The 17,257-nt window shown below is 44.0% G+C and carries 11 protein-coding genes; 3 read left to right on the top strand and 8 right to left on the bottom strand.

All coding sequences use genetic code 11. The features are described from left to right. Positions 1 to 77 precede the first annotated feature (77 nt). The 6 genes from KUL49_RS08665 to KUL49_RS08640 are packed head-to-tail and all read right to left on the bottom strand — an operon-like array spanning position 78 to position 7,608. On the bottom strand, positions 78 to 1,904 hold the full coding sequence (locus tag KUL49_RS08665) for a BatD family protein (protein ID WP_242633779.1): 1,827 nt from the start codon (positions 1,902 to 1,904) through the stop codon (positions 78 to 80). After that, positions 1,898 to 3,943, bottom strand: a complete 2,046-nt coding sequence (locus KUL49_RS08660) for a VWA domain-containing protein (protein WP_131137034.1) — start codon at positions 3,941 to 3,943, stop codon at positions 1,898 to 1,900. The genes KUL49_RS08665 and KUL49_RS08660 overlap by 7 nt, the downstream gene beginning before the upstream one ends. Then, positions 3,943 to 5,019, bottom strand: coding sequence for a VWA domain-containing protein (locus KUL49_RS08655; RefSeq protein WP_131137033.1), 1,077 nt, complete (start codon positions 5,017 to 5,019; stop codon positions 3,943 to 3,945). The genes KUL49_RS08660 and KUL49_RS08655 overlap by 1 nt, the downstream gene beginning before the upstream one ends. Beyond that, the gene (locus tag KUL49_RS08650; RefSeq protein WP_131137032.1) at positions 5,012 to 5,674 is read right to left on the bottom strand and encodes a DUF4381 domain-containing protein; all 663 of its coding nucleotides are present in this window, start codon (positions 5,672 to 5,674) and stop codon (positions 5,012 to 5,014) included. Before KUL49_RS08650 ends, KUL49_RS08655 begins: the two co-directional genes overlap by 8 nt. After that, a complete protein-coding gene (locus KUL49_RS08645; RefSeq protein WP_131137031.1) occupies positions 5,674 to 6,648 on the bottom strand; it encodes a DUF58 domain-containing protein in 975 nt (324 codons plus the stop codon). The genes KUL49_RS08650 and KUL49_RS08645 overlap by 1 nt, the downstream gene beginning before the upstream one ends. A 3-nt stretch (positions 6,649 to 6,651) precedes the next feature. Then, a complete protein-coding gene (locus KUL49_RS08640) occupies positions 6,652 to 7,608 on the bottom strand; it encodes a MoxR family ATPase (RefSeq protein ID WP_014948808.1) in 957 nt (318 codons plus the stop codon). 429 nt (positions 7,609 to 8,037) lie between these two features. Between KUL49_RS08640 and fadI the strand changes: the two genes are divergently transcribed. The 3 genes from fadI to KUL49_RS08625 all read left to right on the top strand — a co-directional run bounded on the left by fadI (position 8,038) and on the right by KUL49_RS08625 (position 11,914). Then, positions 8,038 to 9,348, top strand: a complete 1,311-nt coding sequence (fadI, locus tag KUL49_RS08635; RefSeq protein WP_131137030.1) for an acetyl-CoA C-acyltransferase FadI — start codon at positions 8,038 to 8,040, stop codon at positions 9,346 to 9,348. Between the two features lie 19 nt (positions 9,349 to 9,367). Continuing rightward, positions 9,368 to 11,509, top strand: coding sequence for a fatty acid oxidation complex subunit alpha FadJ (gene fadJ / locus KUL49_RS08630; protein ID WP_131137029.1), 2,142 nt, complete (start codon positions 9,368 to 9,370; stop codon positions 11,507 to 11,509). Between the two features lie 207 nt (positions 11,510 to 11,716). Next, a complete protein-coding gene (locus tag KUL49_RS08625) occupies positions 11,717 to 11,914 on the top strand; it encodes a hypothetical protein (RefSeq protein ID WP_014948811.1) in 198 nt (65 codons plus the stop codon). Between the two features lie 98 nt (positions 11,915 to 12,012). Here the strand turns inward: KUL49_RS08625 and KUL49_RS20785 are convergent, their stop codons facing one another. Both KUL49_RS20785 and KUL49_RS08620 read right to left on the bottom strand, forming a co-directional pair. Further along, positions 12,013 to 12,177, bottom strand: a complete 165-nt coding sequence (locus tag KUL49_RS20785; protein ID WP_014948812.1) for a hypothetical protein — start codon at positions 12,175 to 12,177, stop codon at positions 12,013 to 12,015. A 302-nt stretch (positions 12,178 to 12,479) separates the two neighbouring features. Then, positions 12,480 to 17,033: an EAL domain-containing protein gene (locus KUL49_RS08620; RefSeq protein ID WP_131137028.1), complete on the bottom strand. Its 4,554-nt coding sequence runs from the start codon at positions 17,031 to 17,033 to the stop codon at positions 12,480 to 12,482. Between the last annotated feature and the right edge of the window lie 224 nt (positions 17,034 to 17,257).

Genomic DNA, 17,257 nt, shown 5'->3' with positions numbered 1-17,257 from the left:
CCCTTGCCACTGAGATTTAGCTAGTTGCAAGGGCTTTCATTACGCAAATTCTAGTGTATTGGCAAATGAAATGCGTTTTATGAAGCAGGATATAAGTTAGATAACGTGTGTTTGCTTCCAGTGCTTTTCTGCTTCCATTCGTTGCGAGCAAGCTTTATTTCCGATGAAAGTTTTTCTAAAGCCTCCGTCATTTGCCTAGATTGGTCGTGCGCATCAGTTTTTCTGGCTGAGAACCGCAGTGCATAGAGTTCATTAACACTGCCGTTGATTCCTTCAAACTGCGAAAGTTGCGCTTTACCCGAAGTTAGTGCGGTTATCCACTGTTTAAGCACGGGCGTAAGTGAGCTTGTGTCTTTTGCCTTTATTACTGACATTAGGTTTTGGAATTGTGCTTTTTCATCCCACTGAGCATAAGAGTGGAAGCGCTGTGCAGAACCGGTTTTGTTAGTGGTCCCAGGCCCCATCATCTGAAACTGCTTAAGCTTTCTGTAAGTAAATACCCACCCCGCAAGCGCAACAACGAACAACGCTAATAGTGCACCAGTAACCATCCAATTAAGCTGGGTATTTTCGTCAGTATCGACTTCACCTGAAGCGCTGTCTAAAGGTTTATTCCCATTGCTAGCACTAGCGTTAGGCTGTGTTGTAGCTGACGTTATATCATTTTTAATATCTTCATTGCTTGCACTACTGGCTGATGGAGTGTTTAGCATATTCGGAGTATTGGCATTATTTGCGCCAGATACTGGCGTTACCGTAATTGAACGAGCGGGTATAGTGGCATACTCAGTTTGCTGAGTAAGCGTATTAAACCAAGGGATAGTAATTTCAGGTAAGACAAAGTTACCCGGCTGCGTAGGAATAATTGCCAGCGACGTTTGGCGCTGTGAAATTAAGCTCCGGTCTTTTTCGACTGTCGTAGTATTAGATTGATCAGGATACAGCTTAAAGTTTGGCGGATAAAACTCAGGAATATCAGGAAGCTGCTCTTCTACTACGCCCAATGCGGTTAGCGTAACAATACGGGTGACTGGTTCACCTGCTACAAAACTATCACCTTGTGGCCATTCTTCATCCACTCGCACCATTTCAGAAGGCAACCAAGGGTAATCTATCCCTTGAGGAATGGGCTTAATGTTTACCATAATGTCGGGCCCAACCCGATTGATTTGCTGGGTACGGTTGAAGAAGCCAAAACGTTGGTTAGTATTGGCTGCCATTACTTCGCCAGTAAAGATAGGGCCTCTTAGTGTGAATTCACCGGATGCTTGAGGTACAACGGCAAATTGACGCTCAATAATTTGATACCGTTTACCGTTTACTATATCGGTATACTGTTTGTCTTCACCTAACTGGGTAATTTCCGCATTTTGCATTTCTGGCGCTTGTAGACTGCCGCGCTCAATATTGCTAGAAAGAAACAGCTTAACCGTATAAAGCAGCTGTTGATTCAAATAGGCCTCTTTCAAGTCGATATCCGTGGTAACAAAATAGTCTCTTGCCACGTTACTTTGTTCTTGAACTGGTATTACTTTAACTTGAATAGGCTTGGTTGATTTTCCTTCAATGGTTAATGGAGGAATGGTGAACGAGCCTTCCTTTCGGGGAAATAACGTAGTGGTCCAAACGGTGGTGCGCTTGGTGTCGAAATTGACGATTGAGGTTTGGCTACTTACCGATGTTCTGCCGACAACAAAATCTTTAAGCAGGGGAGAGCTGTCGAATGCATCTCTGTCCGCGCTGCCGTCTGCGGTAACCGTTAAGCGAATCGCTTCATCCAACATGACAGGGTTTCTATCAATGGTGGCTTCCAGCGAATTTACATCGGCATAAGCCACCGCATTTACAAGTAGGGTAAATAAAAAACTATACGTGTAGATTGTAATAAGGCTCTCATCTACCAATCACTCCGGTTTGAAGGCATACGTTGACGCTGACGTTTTTGTGCTTCTAATTGCATTTTTCGTTTTAGTAAGAATGCAGGATCGTCTGGCACGCGGCGCATTAAACTCTCCATTCGCTGCAACTCTTCTTTTTCTGCGTCGGTAAGCTCGGTTTCTTGACCTTGCATAGCCTGTGCTTCCTGCTCTGCTTGTTGTTCGTTTTCTTGTGCTTGCGCGCTGTGACCTTGATCAGACTCTTCCTGTTCTGCATTTTGCTGCTGAGAGCCTGATGACTCGTTCTGACTGTTCATCTCGGAATCATCAGGCTGTTGCGAGTTATCTCCGCCATTTTGCTGTTCATCGTTAGCTTGGCTTTGGTCAGACTGTTGACCCTCATTATCGTCTTGCTGATCATTCTGCTCGTTTGAACCTTCCTGATTGTTCTGGTCCCCTGATTGCTGTTTGCTATTAGGGCTATCAGAGTTATCAGAGCTATCTTGGCCATTATCCTGCGAGTCACTCTGTTCGCCGTCATCGCCATTTTCGTTCTGGTTTTGCTCCTGATTCTGCTGTTGCTGCTGTTTCAGCAAATCCTCGACAATCTTTTTGTTGGCTCTTGCATCGTCGAAATCGGGTGCTTCGCTTAACGCCTGATCATATTTCTTAATAGCGTCTTCAAGTTTACCGAGTTTTGCCAGTGCATTGCCTTGATTGTAAAGACTCTCGGGGCCAGGAATGTTCTTGAAGGCATTTAATGCACCTTCGTAGTCACCTGATTTATAAAGTGATGATGCTTTCCAGGTGTCGTCATTAAACTGATTAACTGCGTCTTTGTACTTGCCTCTTTGGTAACTGTTCAATGCTTCCTGGTTGTCATTCATAAATGGCGTTTGCCACCATGAAAGTGAATCAGGTTTATTTGTCATCTCTAGAGTATCTTCTGGTGCGTCTATGCCTTGCGACGTGCCAGCAATTTCTGAGGCTTGGGCGCGTTGCAGAGCATGGGCGTTTTTAATCATAGAGGGGCTAAGTAAACCCACCAACACGATGAAAACTAACCCGCGTTTGAATGCAAAGGCGGCAAACGGTAGAAGTATAAGCAGCAAGTAAGGGCCAACTTCTTTCCATTGGTCTCCTTGCAAATTACTCTCTTCTTCGTTCTCTTCGCTGTCGCTTTTATCTAGTAGAGATACCGAGGCGAGGGCATCAATGTCGGTGTCGTTTGATGTAAAAGATTCAAAGCGTCCGCCGCTCGTTTTAACCACGCCTTTCACTGCGCCTTCGTTTAACTTGGATATAACGATGCTGCCGGTGAAGTCTTTTAATAGCTCGCCGCTTTGCTGGCGGATAGGCGCGCCTTCAGATGTCCCAACAGTAAGTGCATTTACTGTAAAAGGAATAGAAGCCACATACTCCTGAAGCTCTTGTTGTTGTTCTAATTCTATTCCGTCAGTAATCCAGTAGATCATGCCTGAGTTATATCCGGCATTTGTGAGAAGCTCTGACGCACTCTCTATGCCTAGGAGTGGGTCGCTGCCAGGCACGGGCATAATTTCCGGTGACAGGCTTGGGATAAGGGTTGTGATATTTCCTGCGTCTTCGGTTAAGGGGCTAATGACAAACGCATCGCCAGCGTAAGCAACCAAGCCCATTTCTCCTTCACCAATAGCGTTGACTAGGTCTATCGCTTTATATTTAGCGCGAGTTAGCCTGTCTGGCGTCATATCGGTAGCGCGCATTGAAAGCGACATATCTATGACTATAACGTGTCCCATTTTCAACTGGTAAACCGGCTGCGGCAGGCGCTCCCACGTTGGGCCAGCGAGTGCTATCACACTTATAATCCACACAAGAGCAAGCATCCACATTGGAGGTTTTGCGCCCATTTCGTTTTTTCCAATCACCATGTATTGATATAGGTGAGAAGGGATCACAGATTGCCAGCCAGATTGCTTAGCCGTGGTTTTTCTAATTAAAAACACAAGCAGCATCAAGGGAGCGAGCGCGATAAACCATTCGGGGCGTAAAAAATGAAATTGGTTTAAGAAGTCGAATTCCATTACTTCGTCTCCCTATTTGTTTGAGCTGCTTGTATTGAATCAACTGAATTCGGGTGTTGCTTTGACGAGTTAATTCGTCTTTGTGCGAACCAACGAAATGTTGATAAAAGAACCGTCAAGAATGCCCATAGTGCTGACAGTAATATCGCAGCACCAAGGGGATAGTAAAACAGTGCGCTCAATGGACGCATCTTGCGCGTTTCACCTTCAATAGGCTCAAGCGCGTCAAGTTGTTGATAAATAGCCTGAAGTTCCTGGGCATTTCGAGCCCTAAAATATTGGCCGCCAGTGCTAGTCGCAATGTCGGTTAACATGCCTTCATCAAGTTCTTGCGATGGGTTTATTTGTCGGCTACCGAAAAAGCTTTGGATCAGCATTTTATCTGCACCCACACCAATAGTGTAAACCTTCACACCCTTACTAATCGCCAACTCTTTCGCCTGCTCGGGGGTAATATTTCCTGCAGTATTTTGCCCATCGGTAAGAAGAATTAATACGTTATTAGACTCTTCCCGTTCGTCAAAGCGCTTCACCGCTAAACCTATCGCATCGCCTATGGCCGTTTGTTCGCCAACCAACCCAATGACAGCTTCACTCAGAAGTGTAGAAACCGTACCTCTGTCATAGGTAAGCGGCGCTTGAACGTACGCGGTATCGGCAAATAAGATAAGGCCAATTCTGTCGCCAACGCGACGCTGAATAAAGTCATAAACCACCGACTTAGTAATGGTTAAACGGTTAACTTGTCGGCCATTTAGCTGCATATCATCTATCTTCATACTGCCCGATAAGTCTACTGCTAACATCATTTCTCGACCTTCGTTTGGTATGCTAACAGGCTCTCCTAACCACTGAGGACGCGCGGCAGCCGTCACTAGCAGCAGCCATATCAAGCTACTTACCAACAGCGGTATTTTGGTTTGTTTCAACTGGGTTTGCTCTGACACATCGCCAGGTCGTAAACTTGGAACCCGCAGTGCAGCCATGGGCATGTCTTGTGCTTTTTTAGAAAGCAGGCGAATGATAATAGGTAAGGGGAGTACGAAAAAGACCCACCACCAAGCAAAATTAAGCATGATGCGGCTCCTTGGCTTGTTTATCATGAGGGCTGCCATCGTTTAGACCGCCATCATTCACACCGCTGTAAGCCCCCTTGTTTTTTGGCAGTTTGGCTTTTGAAAGCCAGTTTTTTACTGCCCCTTTGCAGGTTTCAAAATCACTAGGGTTGGGGGTGGCTTGATAAACATTGCTTACTAATAAACCTAAATCACTTTCAAGTTTTCTATCACTACTTTTCAATGCAGAGGTTAAGAACGCTTGCCACTGTTTACCGTATAACCCAGCTACTTGCTGAGTTGGGTAATAGCTCATAGCCGTGCGTTTTAGAATTGAGTTTAACGCCACGGGCCAATTGCTTTGTTGTGCCGAAATCGATTCAAGTAAGGCTAAAGCTTGCTTACGCGCCTTGTTGTGACGTAGGTGGGCAGTGATAGCTTTATATAGGCAAAATAGAGCAATTAAGACTACTGCGATAGCGACCCACCAACCCCAATCTAATGGCCAAATGTTGACCTCTGTAGGTACGTGTATATCGCGCAGTTGAGCTAGTGGGTCTTGCTGCTGAGGGGGCACTGGCATTTGATTTGCCGGCGGCATCGATTGAGCAGCTGATTTTGTGTAACTAGATAGAAAGTTTGATAAAAAATGGGTTGAAAAAATACTGCTTTGCATTAATTAAGCTCCAACCTCTGTTCTTGCTGCATACTCTGAAGCTGTTCGTCTAAAGGAAGGCCCGCTGAAACACTGAATCGAGCGATATTGTTTTTACGCAAGGCGCTATAAATTGCGCTGTTGTGTTCACTGCGCCATTTTTGATATTGCTGTTGCTCGGTATTGTCGCCTAACACCCAGCGTTGTTGGTTTTGGCCATCAGAAACGCTGACGGTTTGTAATGAAGTGGTTTGTGGTAAGGCGTGTTCTATAGGATCGTTAATTACGATAGCCCTTACTTCACAGTGTCGTGTTAAGTGACTTAAGTGTTGAATAGCTTGGGTACTTAAATGCTGAAAGTCTGACACGAGATAAACCAAGCTCCCAGGTCTTGCTAAACGTCTTGCCCTAGCGCACGCATCGGCAAAAGCTTGTTCGTCTTTGTCTTTGTCCGGCTCAGATTGCGCGCTCTGTTCGTGCAATGCCATAAGTTCATGACACACGTGCAACACGGCTTTTTTGCGGGTAAGCGGTTTAATTTCTTTGTGCTGTTGCTGGTTAAATACCAGTGCGCCGACCTTATCGCCACGAGCGGCAGCAGACCAGCTTATTAATGAAGATACATGCGCGGCTTGCACCGCTTTAGTAAGCAGCTGCGTGCCAAATGCCATTGAAGGTAGATAGTCGCAGAATAGAAAAACCGGGCGCTCTCGCTCTTCCCGATACACTTTAGTGTGAGTTTTACCCGTGCGCGCAGTAACGCGCCAATCGATAGCGCGAATATCATCACCGGGCTGATAATGCCGGGCCTCATCAAACTCCATGCCTCGGCCTTTGTGCTTGGTGAGATAACTTCCAGCAAGTTTAGCTTGTGGCATACGTTTAGGCGCCAAACTAAACAGCTTAGCTAACTGCTGGTAGCGTAATAATTCTGCGGTAGACAACGAGACGCCATTGCTTTGCAGCTTGTTTAGCTGCGCTTGTACATTCACCATAGCTTAAGGGACTGCGACAGTTGCAACAATCTTATCAAGTACGTCGTTAATCGTTACGCCTTCAGCCTCGGCTTGATATGACAGAATAATACGGTGGCGAAGCACGTTGTGAACCACAGCTTGAATATCATCAGGACCAACAAAGTCTCTGCCGCTAAGCCATGCGTGAGCGCGTGCACAGCGATCTAGACTGATGGTTGCTCGAGGGCTTGTTCCCATCGCTATCCACTGGCCTAATTCCGCGTCAAAATTTGCAGGCTGACGTGTGGCCATAATCAATTGAACTAAATACTGTTCTAACTCAGGCGCCATATACAAAGACAATGCTTCTTTACGCGACGTAAAAATATCGTCTTGAGTTAGCGTTGGTGGCGTAACAGGCGGTTCTGAGAGGGCTTCACCTCGCGTTAAGCGCAATATCTCTAATTCTGTCTCGGCGCCAGGATAATCGATGTCCACGTGCATTAAGAATCGGTCTAGCTGTGCTTCAGGTAGTGGATAAGTTCCTTCCTGTTCTAGCGGGTTTTGCGTTGCCATTACTAAAAATAGCGGAGGAAGAGGGTAGGTTTTGCTGCCTACCGTAATTTGACGTTCCGCCATGGCCTCAAGCAAAGCCGATTGCACTTTTGCTGGTGCGCGGTTGATTTCGTCGGCTAGCACTAAGTTATGAAAAAGCGGCCCTTTTTGAAAAACAAACTCACCGGTTTCGGGACGATATATGTCTGTACCGGTTAAGTCGGCAGGCAAAAGGTCTGGGGTAAATTGTACGCGGTGAAAGTCGCCGTCAATACCATTAGCAAGTGCATTGATTGCGCGTGTTTTTGCAAGCCCTGGAGGACCTTCTACCAGAAGGTGGCCGTCGGCCAAAAGAGCGATTAGAAGGCTTTTGGTTAACGCATGCTGACCGATAATCTGTTGGTCTAAATAAGCGTGTAACTGTTGAAATTGCGCTGCTGCCATAATGCAAAATTTCCGTTTGAGTTCTCGTTATCAGGAAGTGTCATTTGAACGATAGATTTATTAAATATCTTATAAAGTGATCGCTTAGCTAAAAAGTAAATTACAAATTAATTTAGATAGCTCTAGCCCGTCACAATGACACAAAACAGACTTTCATTTCCATATAAGGTTCATTCTATCTTTCTTCAAGTCGTCAAACAGTAATAAAAATGCGATATGCGGTTGGGTGCAAAGCAAGCTTTTTAAATTTCGATAGCATAAAACGGTCAAAATTTGTAAACAGGGCAAACTTTAGTTTCATTTATATTGCCCTTAACCCTGCATTATTTGCTATTTTGTTCATTGTTTGTAAAAATCGGGTTTATTACAGGTCAGACCACTTTGGGGCGATAAGCTCAAACGGAAGTCGGTCATTAATTTAGGTGCATTATGGCAACAAAACAATCAGTTACTACCCGAGAGGGTGATCGCATCGCCATTGTCGCGGGGTTGCGTACTCCGTTTGCGAAAATGGCTACATATTTCCACGGTGTTCCGGCTGTTGATCTAGGTAAAATGGTCGTAAACGAACTTCTCGTTCGCCATGGTGTTCAAAAAGAATGGGTTGACCAGGTTGTCTACGGTCAAGTAGTACAAATGCCTGAAGCGCCAAACATTGCGCGCGAAATCGTGCTTGGCACGGGCATGAATATTCATACCGACGCTTACAGCGTATCTCGAGCATGTGCGACGAGCTTCCAGTCAACGGTAAACATCGCAGAAAGCATGATGGCTGGTACAGTACAGGTAGGTATTGCTGGCGGTGCTGATTCAACGTCGGTATCACCTATTGGGGTTTCTAAGAATCTTGCGCGTGCGCTGGTTGATTTACAGAAAACCAAGACCCTTGGCCAAAAGCTAAACATCTTCAAGCGTTTAAGCTTAAAAGACCTAGCGCCTGTTCCTCCTGCGGTAGCAGAGTACTCAACAGGTCTGTCGATGGGACAAACGGCAGAGCAAATGGCGAAAACGCATCAAATTTCTCGTGAAGAGCAAGACAAGCTTGCACATCGCTCGCACAGCCTAGCCGCTGAAAGCTGGGAAGCAGGCAAGCTCTCTAGCGAAGTGATGACCGCTTATGCTGAACCTTATAAAGGTGCTCTTGAGCGCGATAACAACGTACGTTTCGATTCTAAGCTTGAAGGCTACGCGAAACTTCGCCCAGTATTCGATAAAAAGTACGGCTCGGTAACCGCTGCAAACGCTACACCGCTTACCGATGGCGCTTCTGCAGTGCTTATGATGACAGAAAGCCGAGCGAAAGAACTAGGTTATACGCCGCTTGGTTACATTAAGAGCTACGCGTTTTCGGCAATCGACGTTTGGGAAGACATGCTAATGGGGCCGTCGTACGCGACACCTATTGCGCTAGATCGCGCAGGCATGACCCTAAACGACTTAACGCTAATTGAAATGCACGAAGCGTTCGCAGCTCAAACCTTGGCAAACGTTAAAATGTTTGCAAGTGACAAGTTCGCCAAAGCGAAACTAGGCCGCGACAAAGCGACGGGCGAAATTGACATGGACAAGTTCAACGTGATGGGTAGTTCAATTGCTTATGGTCACCCGTTTGCCGCAACCGGTACACGTATGATTACGCAAATGCTTAACGAACTAAATCGCCGTGGCGGTGGTACAGGCCTTCTTACTGCATGTGCTGCGGGTGGTCTTGGTGCCGCAATGATTGTGGAGACAGAATAATATGAGTCAGGAACAAGAAATGACAAATGAAGTTCAGCCAACATCAGGCGCATTTACGTTAACCAAGCAAGATAATGGCGTTGCTATTCTTAGCATGGACGTACTTGGCGAGAGCATGAATACGCTTAAAGCTGAGTTTGGCGATGAGATATCTGCCATGCTTGATGATATTGAACGCGACAGCAGCATCAAAGGTGTGGTGTTAACAAGCGGCAAGCCAAGCTCATTCGTAGCAGGTGCCGATATCACCATGCTAGCAGCGTGTAAAACCGCTGAAGACGCCACAACTATCGCCGCTGGCGGTCAAGCCATTTTCGATAGAATTGAGAACATGAAGGCTACCTTCGTTGCGGCTATTCACGGCCCAGCGTTAGGCGGTGGTTTAGAGCTAGCATTAGCGTGTCACTACCGTGTATGTACGGATTCACCTAGTACTCAGGTAGGTCTACCGGAAGTGCAGCTTGGCTTGTTGCCAGGCAGTGGTGGTACTCAGCGCCTTCCTCGCCTAATTGGCATTCAGCAAGCGATGAAAATGATGCTTACTGGGTCTCCAGCACGCGCTAAGCAAGCTAAAAAGTACGGTATTGTAGATGATGTGGTACCTCACAGTGTTTTGCTAAAGGTAGCTGAACAGTTTGCGCTTAAACGCAAACCAGAAAGGGAAGCGCCGCAAAAGAGTGTGATGGACAAAGTGTTAGAGAAAACCGGCCCGGGCCGTAACATGATGTTCAAAAAAGCGCGCGAAGCGACATTTGCCAAAACCAAAGGTAATTATCCAGCGCCAGGTTTCATTATTGATGTAATTGAAACGGGCATGAACGAAGGGATGAAAGCGGGGCTTAAAGCCGAAGCTGAAGCCTTTGGTAAGCTTGTTATGACGCCGGAATCTTTCCAGTTACGTCAGATTTTCTTCGCTACGACAGAAATGAAGAAAGAAAACGGCGTTGAAGGTGTTAAACCTGAAAAAATGAAGAAAGTCGGTGTGCTTGGCGGTGGTTTAATGGGTGGTGGTATCGCCTATGTAACGTCGACCAAAGCCGGTGTACCTGTCCGTATTAAAGACGTGCGTGCTGAAGGCATAGCCAATGCAATGAAATATAGTTATGACATCTTAAACAAAAAGGTGAAGAAGCGTTTCATGCGCAATAGTGAAATGCAGAAACAGTTGGCGCTTCTTACCGGTACGCTAGATTATAGTGGCTACCAAGATGCTGATATCGTGGTTGAGGCGGTTTTTGAAGATTTAGATCTTAAGCAAAAAATGGTGGCGGATATTGAAGAGAACTGCAAAGAAAGCACGATCTTCGCGTCTAATACATCGTCTATTCCTATTACACAAATTGCAGCTAAGGCAGCACGTCCTCAAAACGTGATTGGTCTGCATTACTTCTCGCCAGTAGACAAAATGCCATTGGCCGAAGTTATTGCTCACGATAAAACGTCTGACCAAGTTATTTCGTCTACGGTAGAGTTTGCTAAAAAGCAAGGTAAAACGCCGGTTGTTGTTAAAGACGGTGCGGGTTTCTACGTAAACCGTATTTTGGCACCTTACATGAATGAAGCGGCAAACCTTATTCTTGACGGTGAGCCTATTGAGCATATCGATAAATCGTTGGTTAAGTTCGGTTTCCCTGTAGGTCCTGTGAAACTACTTGATGAAGTGGGCATTGATGTTGGTACTAAGATTATCCCATTCCTTGTAGAGGCGTTCGGCGAGCGCTTCACTGCGCCAAGTGCTTTCGATAAAGTACTTGCAGACGGCAGAAAGGGTAAGAAAAACCAAAAAGGGTTTTATTCTTATGAAGGCAAAAAACCAGGTAAAGAAGTGGATGAATCAATCTACGAATTACTTGGGCTATCGCCTTCTGCCAAACTAAGCGAAAAAGAAGTTGCTGAACGCTGTGTATTAATGATGCTTAATGAAGCAGCGCGCTGTTTAGACGAAGGCGTTATCCGTAATGCGCGCGACGGCGATATCGGTGCTATCTTCGGTATTGGTTTCCCTCCATTCTTAGGCGGCCCGTTCCGCTATATGGATACACTGGGAATTAAACACGTTGTTGCTCGTTTAAACCATTATGCTACTGCTGTAGGTGATAAATTTGCACCTGCTGAAGTGTTAGTAAAAATGGCAGAAAACGATCAAAAGTTTTACAGCTAAGTTTATTAAATGTTAAAAGCCGGGCGTTGCCCGGTTTTTTTATGTCTAATGGGTATTTTTGCTGGTTTATTGTTCTATTTTGGGTAGAATTCCTGCGGTTAAAAAATGAACGTGTCAAATTGTTGGCGTCCATTATCAGTAAGTTAAATTGAATAATTGATGGGGACAAGTAACCCCACGTAACTAGGTCAAACAGGCGGAGGCAGTGTGATTTCACTCGTAGTATTAAGCGTTATCTTTTCTCTATATTTTTATGTAGAAGCGTTTAAATGGGGAATGAGCGCGAAAAAGTGGGCGATAGCGGGTTTTGTGTTAGGTCCAATCTTACTACCCATGTTTTCCATCTCTCGCCATATACACTGGCGAAATGCAGTAGGGTTTAATAACCTTTATATTTCTGCGTAGTCTTTCCTAGCGGTCTGCTGAAATAAGTAAGTGTGGCGTAAAATACAGGTATAAAAAAAGAGAGCGTTGCTCTCTTTTTTTGAAATCTGTGCTTCAGATTAGAAGCCAACGCCGTAGCCACCACCAGATTGTGGCTTAACATACTCTGGTTGAGAGATGGTTTCTTTTTGCGACTCAGGAGCTTGTTTAGCGCCTTCTTGCTTGTCGGCAGCAACTGGGGTAGCGGTAGAAAGTACTAGTGCAACTGCGTACTCTTTTAACATGTTAATTTCCTCTGATTATTTTGAACGAACAAACAAAACCGATTTTTTATATTTGTCATCGGTACTTAATACTTAGCTAAATGCGTGCCAGAAATAGCATTTATTTGAAAAGTTCAATATACTCAATGGCTTAAGTGTTAATTTGAACGCTTTGGATTCGTCGAGGTCAACCAGCGCCATTTTAATGGCACTAAAGTCTAATAAACTAAGGTTGAATAGGCATGACTTTGCCTAAAGCTGCAATGAGTGGCATTAGGCAGGGGAAAGTACGCGCCCTATACGCGAGTAAAAGGTAAGGGCGGTTAAAAATTCGATTGGCCAAGCAGCGTGTGAAGCTTTTGATTCTCGGTGAGAAGTTTCTCGAAGCGCTCCGCATTTAATGGGCGGCTGTAAAGGAATCCTTGCAACATTTCACAATCGTAGCGACGTAAAATATCTAGCTGTGCTTCTTCTTCTACGCCCTCCGCTACAACTTTCAAGCCTAGATTGTGGGCGATATTTATAATGGCAGCCGCCATATGACGGTCCACATTACTCTTCGCAATATCGTCAATAAAAGCTTTGTCAATTTTTAGCGTGTTTAGCGGGAAACGCTTTAAGTAGGCTAGGGACGAATAACCTGTACCGAAATCGTCTAGCGCTAGGTGAATACCCCTTTCGCGAAGGCGAGTCATCATTTGAAGGCCGTTTTCAGGACTTTCCATTAGTGTACCTTCAGTTATTTCGCACTCTAAATGTAGTGGCGACAAACCGATATCGCTTAATATTTTGTTTATTCTGTCGTCTAAGTCGGGTAGCTCGAACTGCTTTGCAGAGATATTCACGGCAACACGACCACTAAACAAACCTTGGTTTACCCAGCGTTTGGTATCTGCACAAGCCTTTCTTAGCACTTGTTCACCAATTTCTATAATTTGGCCCGTTTGTTCTGCCAGAGGGATAAATTGCCCAGGGCTTACTATGCCCTTTTGTGGGTGCTCAAAACGCACTAAAGCTTCCATGCTGACTAGCTTACCTGAGGCTATATCAACTTTCGGCTGGTAGTAAACCGTAAACAAGTCATCTTTAATACCTTGTCTTATAAGGTTTTCAATTTGCAGTTGCCTAACGGCGTTTTGATTCATCTCTCCGCTAAAGAACTGGTAGCTGTTACCGCCATTGTTTTTAGCGAAATACATGGCTGTGTCGGCGTTTTTCAGCATTTCTTGGGGAGAAGTGCCGTCGTCAGGGAAGAACGCGATACCAATACTGGCACCCAATACAAACTCTTGCTTATTAATGATAAAGGGGCGAGATAAAGTGTCTAATAGGTTCTGTGCGTAATGCGTTACCGTGTGGATATCGGCATTGTCTTCCATTAACACGCTAAATTCATCACCACCTAAACGATAGCAAGTCGCACTCTTACCCGTAATTCTCTGTAAGCGCTTTGCTATTTGTTTAATTAATATATCGCCCGTTTGGTGACCTAAAGAATCGTTTATTTTCTTAAAGTTATCCATATCCAAACAGAGCAGAGTATGTTGTGCTCCTTTCCGCACCAAGTTCTGGTGGCTAGCTTGGAAGAACGAACGATTCGGAAGCTCTGTGAGCGGGTCAGTATTAGCTAGTTTCAATAGTTCTTTTTCAGTACTTTTTCTTGACGTGATATCACTAAATACGCCTACAAAATGGCTTATTTTTCCGTCATCGTCATGGACGGCGTCTATATTTAATTCCATTTCATAGCGCTCGCCGTTCACTCGCACACTTTCTACTTCACCTGACCAGTTACCTTTCGCTTTTAGCGTTTTCTTAATTTCTTCGGTAAACGCGTCTGGATATAGATGGAAATGCATATAGCTTGCTAATGCTTGATCACGGGTTTCGCCGGTGTAACCGCAATATGCATTGTTTACACTTATGAATTTAAATTGGGTATTAGTTATGAATACACCTTCAGAAATATTCTCAATTGAACGCTTAAATAGATTCAGCTGCTCTTCAGCTTCTTTTAAGTGATGAATATTCTTAAGCGTACCAGTCATTCTTACCGGCTGAGAATTGTGGTCTCTTTCAACCACTTTTCCGCGGTCAAGTATCCAAATCCACTGGTTCTTAAATGTCTTTGCGCGGTATGCGAGCTCGTAGAAGTCGCTATTACCTTCAAGATGGTCTCTTAGAGCAGTTTTAACACGGCTTACGTCGTTAGGGTGTATGTTTGCATCGTAAGCGCCTGTAGTGCGTATATCATCTTGAGGAAAATCAAGAGTACCCCACGTATTTGCACGGTAAACTTGGCCTCTGTATACGTCCCAGTCCCACAACTCATCACCTGAACTCCATAGCGTCAGTTTAAGGCGTTCTTCCGACTCTTTGATGGCAAGCTGATTGGCTTTTCTTATTTGATATTGGCGAACGATGAACGCAAATATCGCGAAAGCTATTAAACAATAAAATACCAAAGCGACGGTATGGAGCCATGGAGGACGTTCGATAATTATCTGCAAGTTTTTACTTTCAGACCATGATTTCCCGGGCTCTTTTGCTTGAACTGAAAAAGTGTAGCTTCCAAAGGATATATTGTTGAATTGTGCAGACCTTTCATCGTCAACATATATCCAATCATTTTCAAAATTAGAGAGCTTATAACGGTAAGTAACTTGATTAGGATAAACAGGGTTTACTGAGCCGAATGAAATACTGAACCTGGTTTCATCGTGCTTAAGCGTTAACTGACTTAAGTAGGTTATTATTTCCTTGGAAGAGAACGAATGAGTTGAATCATCTCCTTCCATTGAGTTTCTTTTGGATTTAGCGACTGAACCAAAGATGTTGATCTGATATAACTGAGGAGCTAGGGTTTGTAGGATGCCTTCAGCATCAGAGTTTGCGTTTTTGGATATTCTTATAAAGCCTTTGTTGCCACCAAAGTAAATAATGTTGTTTCTAGTAGCAATTACAGCGCCTTCACCCAGTGAGTTAAAGTCTAGTTGCTGATTTGGTATACTCTCAGCTTCTCTGAGTGAAGGAAGAAGCACTTTGTGGACACCCTTAGCGTCAGAGTACCAAATATTGTTGTTTATAGATGTTGTAGACGTGATAAATCCACTTTGGTTATCTCGCTTTTGTTTTTTGACCAAAACAAGGCTTTCTTCGTCTAGTTGGATGACACCGTCGGAACGAGTAGTTAGCCAAAGCCCATCACTTGTTTGGTGAATTCCATATACAAGAGAGTTAATGCCATTGGTTGAATCCAATACCTTTGTGATTTGCTGCTTTTCAACTGAATAAACAATTAGTTTTTCTCCAGCTCTAAACCAAACTCTCTTTTTGTCATCGGCATAGATAGCAAACATTTTTCCGTATTCTTGAGAAAGGTTTTTTTGAGGAGTTGCCGGCTCACTCTCATTAGGAACATCATCAAAATCTATTGAATGAACATCTTCATTAGGAAGTTGGAACCATATTGCAGATTCACTTTTAAAGATGTGATCAATGAATGAACCTTCGAAGTATTTTCGTAGTGTTACTAGTCCATTATCTGTTTCCGCAAGTACAATCAATCCTACCGACGAAGCAAGCCAAATATTGTTGTTGTTATCTATCTCAATGTCCCAGAATGAGCTATTGACATCTATATCTTGGGGCAAATTGAAAAACGATACATTACCGGTATCTTTCGAAATTTTCCCCACGCCTTTTTGCTGAGAAACAAGAAACAGTTCGTTTGAGCTGTTTTCTGCGAAGCCCCAAATAGTTGAATAATTGTCTTCAGTATGCCGTTCCGAATTAAACACGGGTTGGAAGTGAACACTGGCAAAATCGGGGTGATATTTAAAAGCTCCCCGATGAAAGGTTGCAGCCCAAACAACACCCGTTCTATCTTCTATAACCTTAATTATGATTTCTGGTGGGATTCCTGTTGTGTTGTACGTTTCGGCGTTTAAATGTATAACTTCAGGATTATAAGCTTCAGTTACTGGAACTGCTGCGCCGTCAGAAAGCAAAAACAACCCTATAAAAGTACCAATCCAAATATCGTCATCAACAACCGATATTGAAAATGAATTTACCTCTTCTTCAACACCTAAATCTTTACTTTCAATTTTCTTTAGAATTTTCCCATTTGACGCAATTACTATAAGTCCATTATTAGTCGCCAACCAATAGTTGCCGTTAATCACTGATATGTCATGGAGCGCTCGAATATCAAGTGAAACACCCCAAGGATTCACTTTTTTTACGTCATGAACCTCTAAGGTCTCCGTATCTATAAGTTTTGCGCCAAACTTATTTGAGCCCACCCAGATACGATTGGCTTCTTCGAAGATAACTTTAATGAAGCTTTCTTCATTGAAAACCTGAGTCAGAACACTTATTTGCGATCGTTCTTTGGAGTATCTATACAAGAATTTGCGATCCGCGAAGAGAATATCGCCATTTTTGGACTCTGTAATTGCTGTTATTAAATCAGTTTTTATTACCGAGTTTTCTTTATTGAAAACTTTGAAACTGTCGGTTTCAGGCTGATAAAGCGCTAGTCCAGAGTGTGTGCCTACCCATAATTGCCCCTCCGAATCCACAAACAAGGATTGAATGTACCCTGAAGGTAACGAATTCGGGTCTACATCTGAGGGATGGTATTGTTTTACATCATAACCAGAGTATCGGTTGAGGCCGTTTGACGTTGCAAGCCAAATGAACCCCATGTCGTCTTCCACAATGTCTAATACTGCGGTATCCGATAGACCATGCTGCTTATTTAGCTCTGTAAAATGAAGATCAGAAACCTCTATCGCCCTTGCAGAAGAAAAAAGAATTTCTGACAAAGCCAACAATAGAAGAGAAATTGAATAAATTAGGGTTGAGCGCACCTACACACCTTTGGCATACGCCATTTATTATTTTTTTAATTCACTGGCGGCATCCCTAACAGCCAGAATAATAAATATGCCGAATTAACTAAGCCTCTACAAGGACTTTTTAGTAATAACAAGAATGATGGTTTACTTATTAACCAACCTTGTCTGCGAATACCACTGGGTATCGGCAGATTGATTAAAATCTTAACGACCGTGGCACGTGTCTATCATGCAGC

The organism is Alteromonas sp. KUL17 (genome assembly GCF_006538305.1).
Lineage (GTDB): Bacteria > Pseudomonadota > Gammaproteobacteria > Enterobacterales > Alteromonadaceae > Alteromonas > Alteromonas macleodii.
The sequence above is the reverse complement of the archived record's forward strand: the minus strand, read 5'-3'. Positions and strand labels throughout refer to the sequence as shown.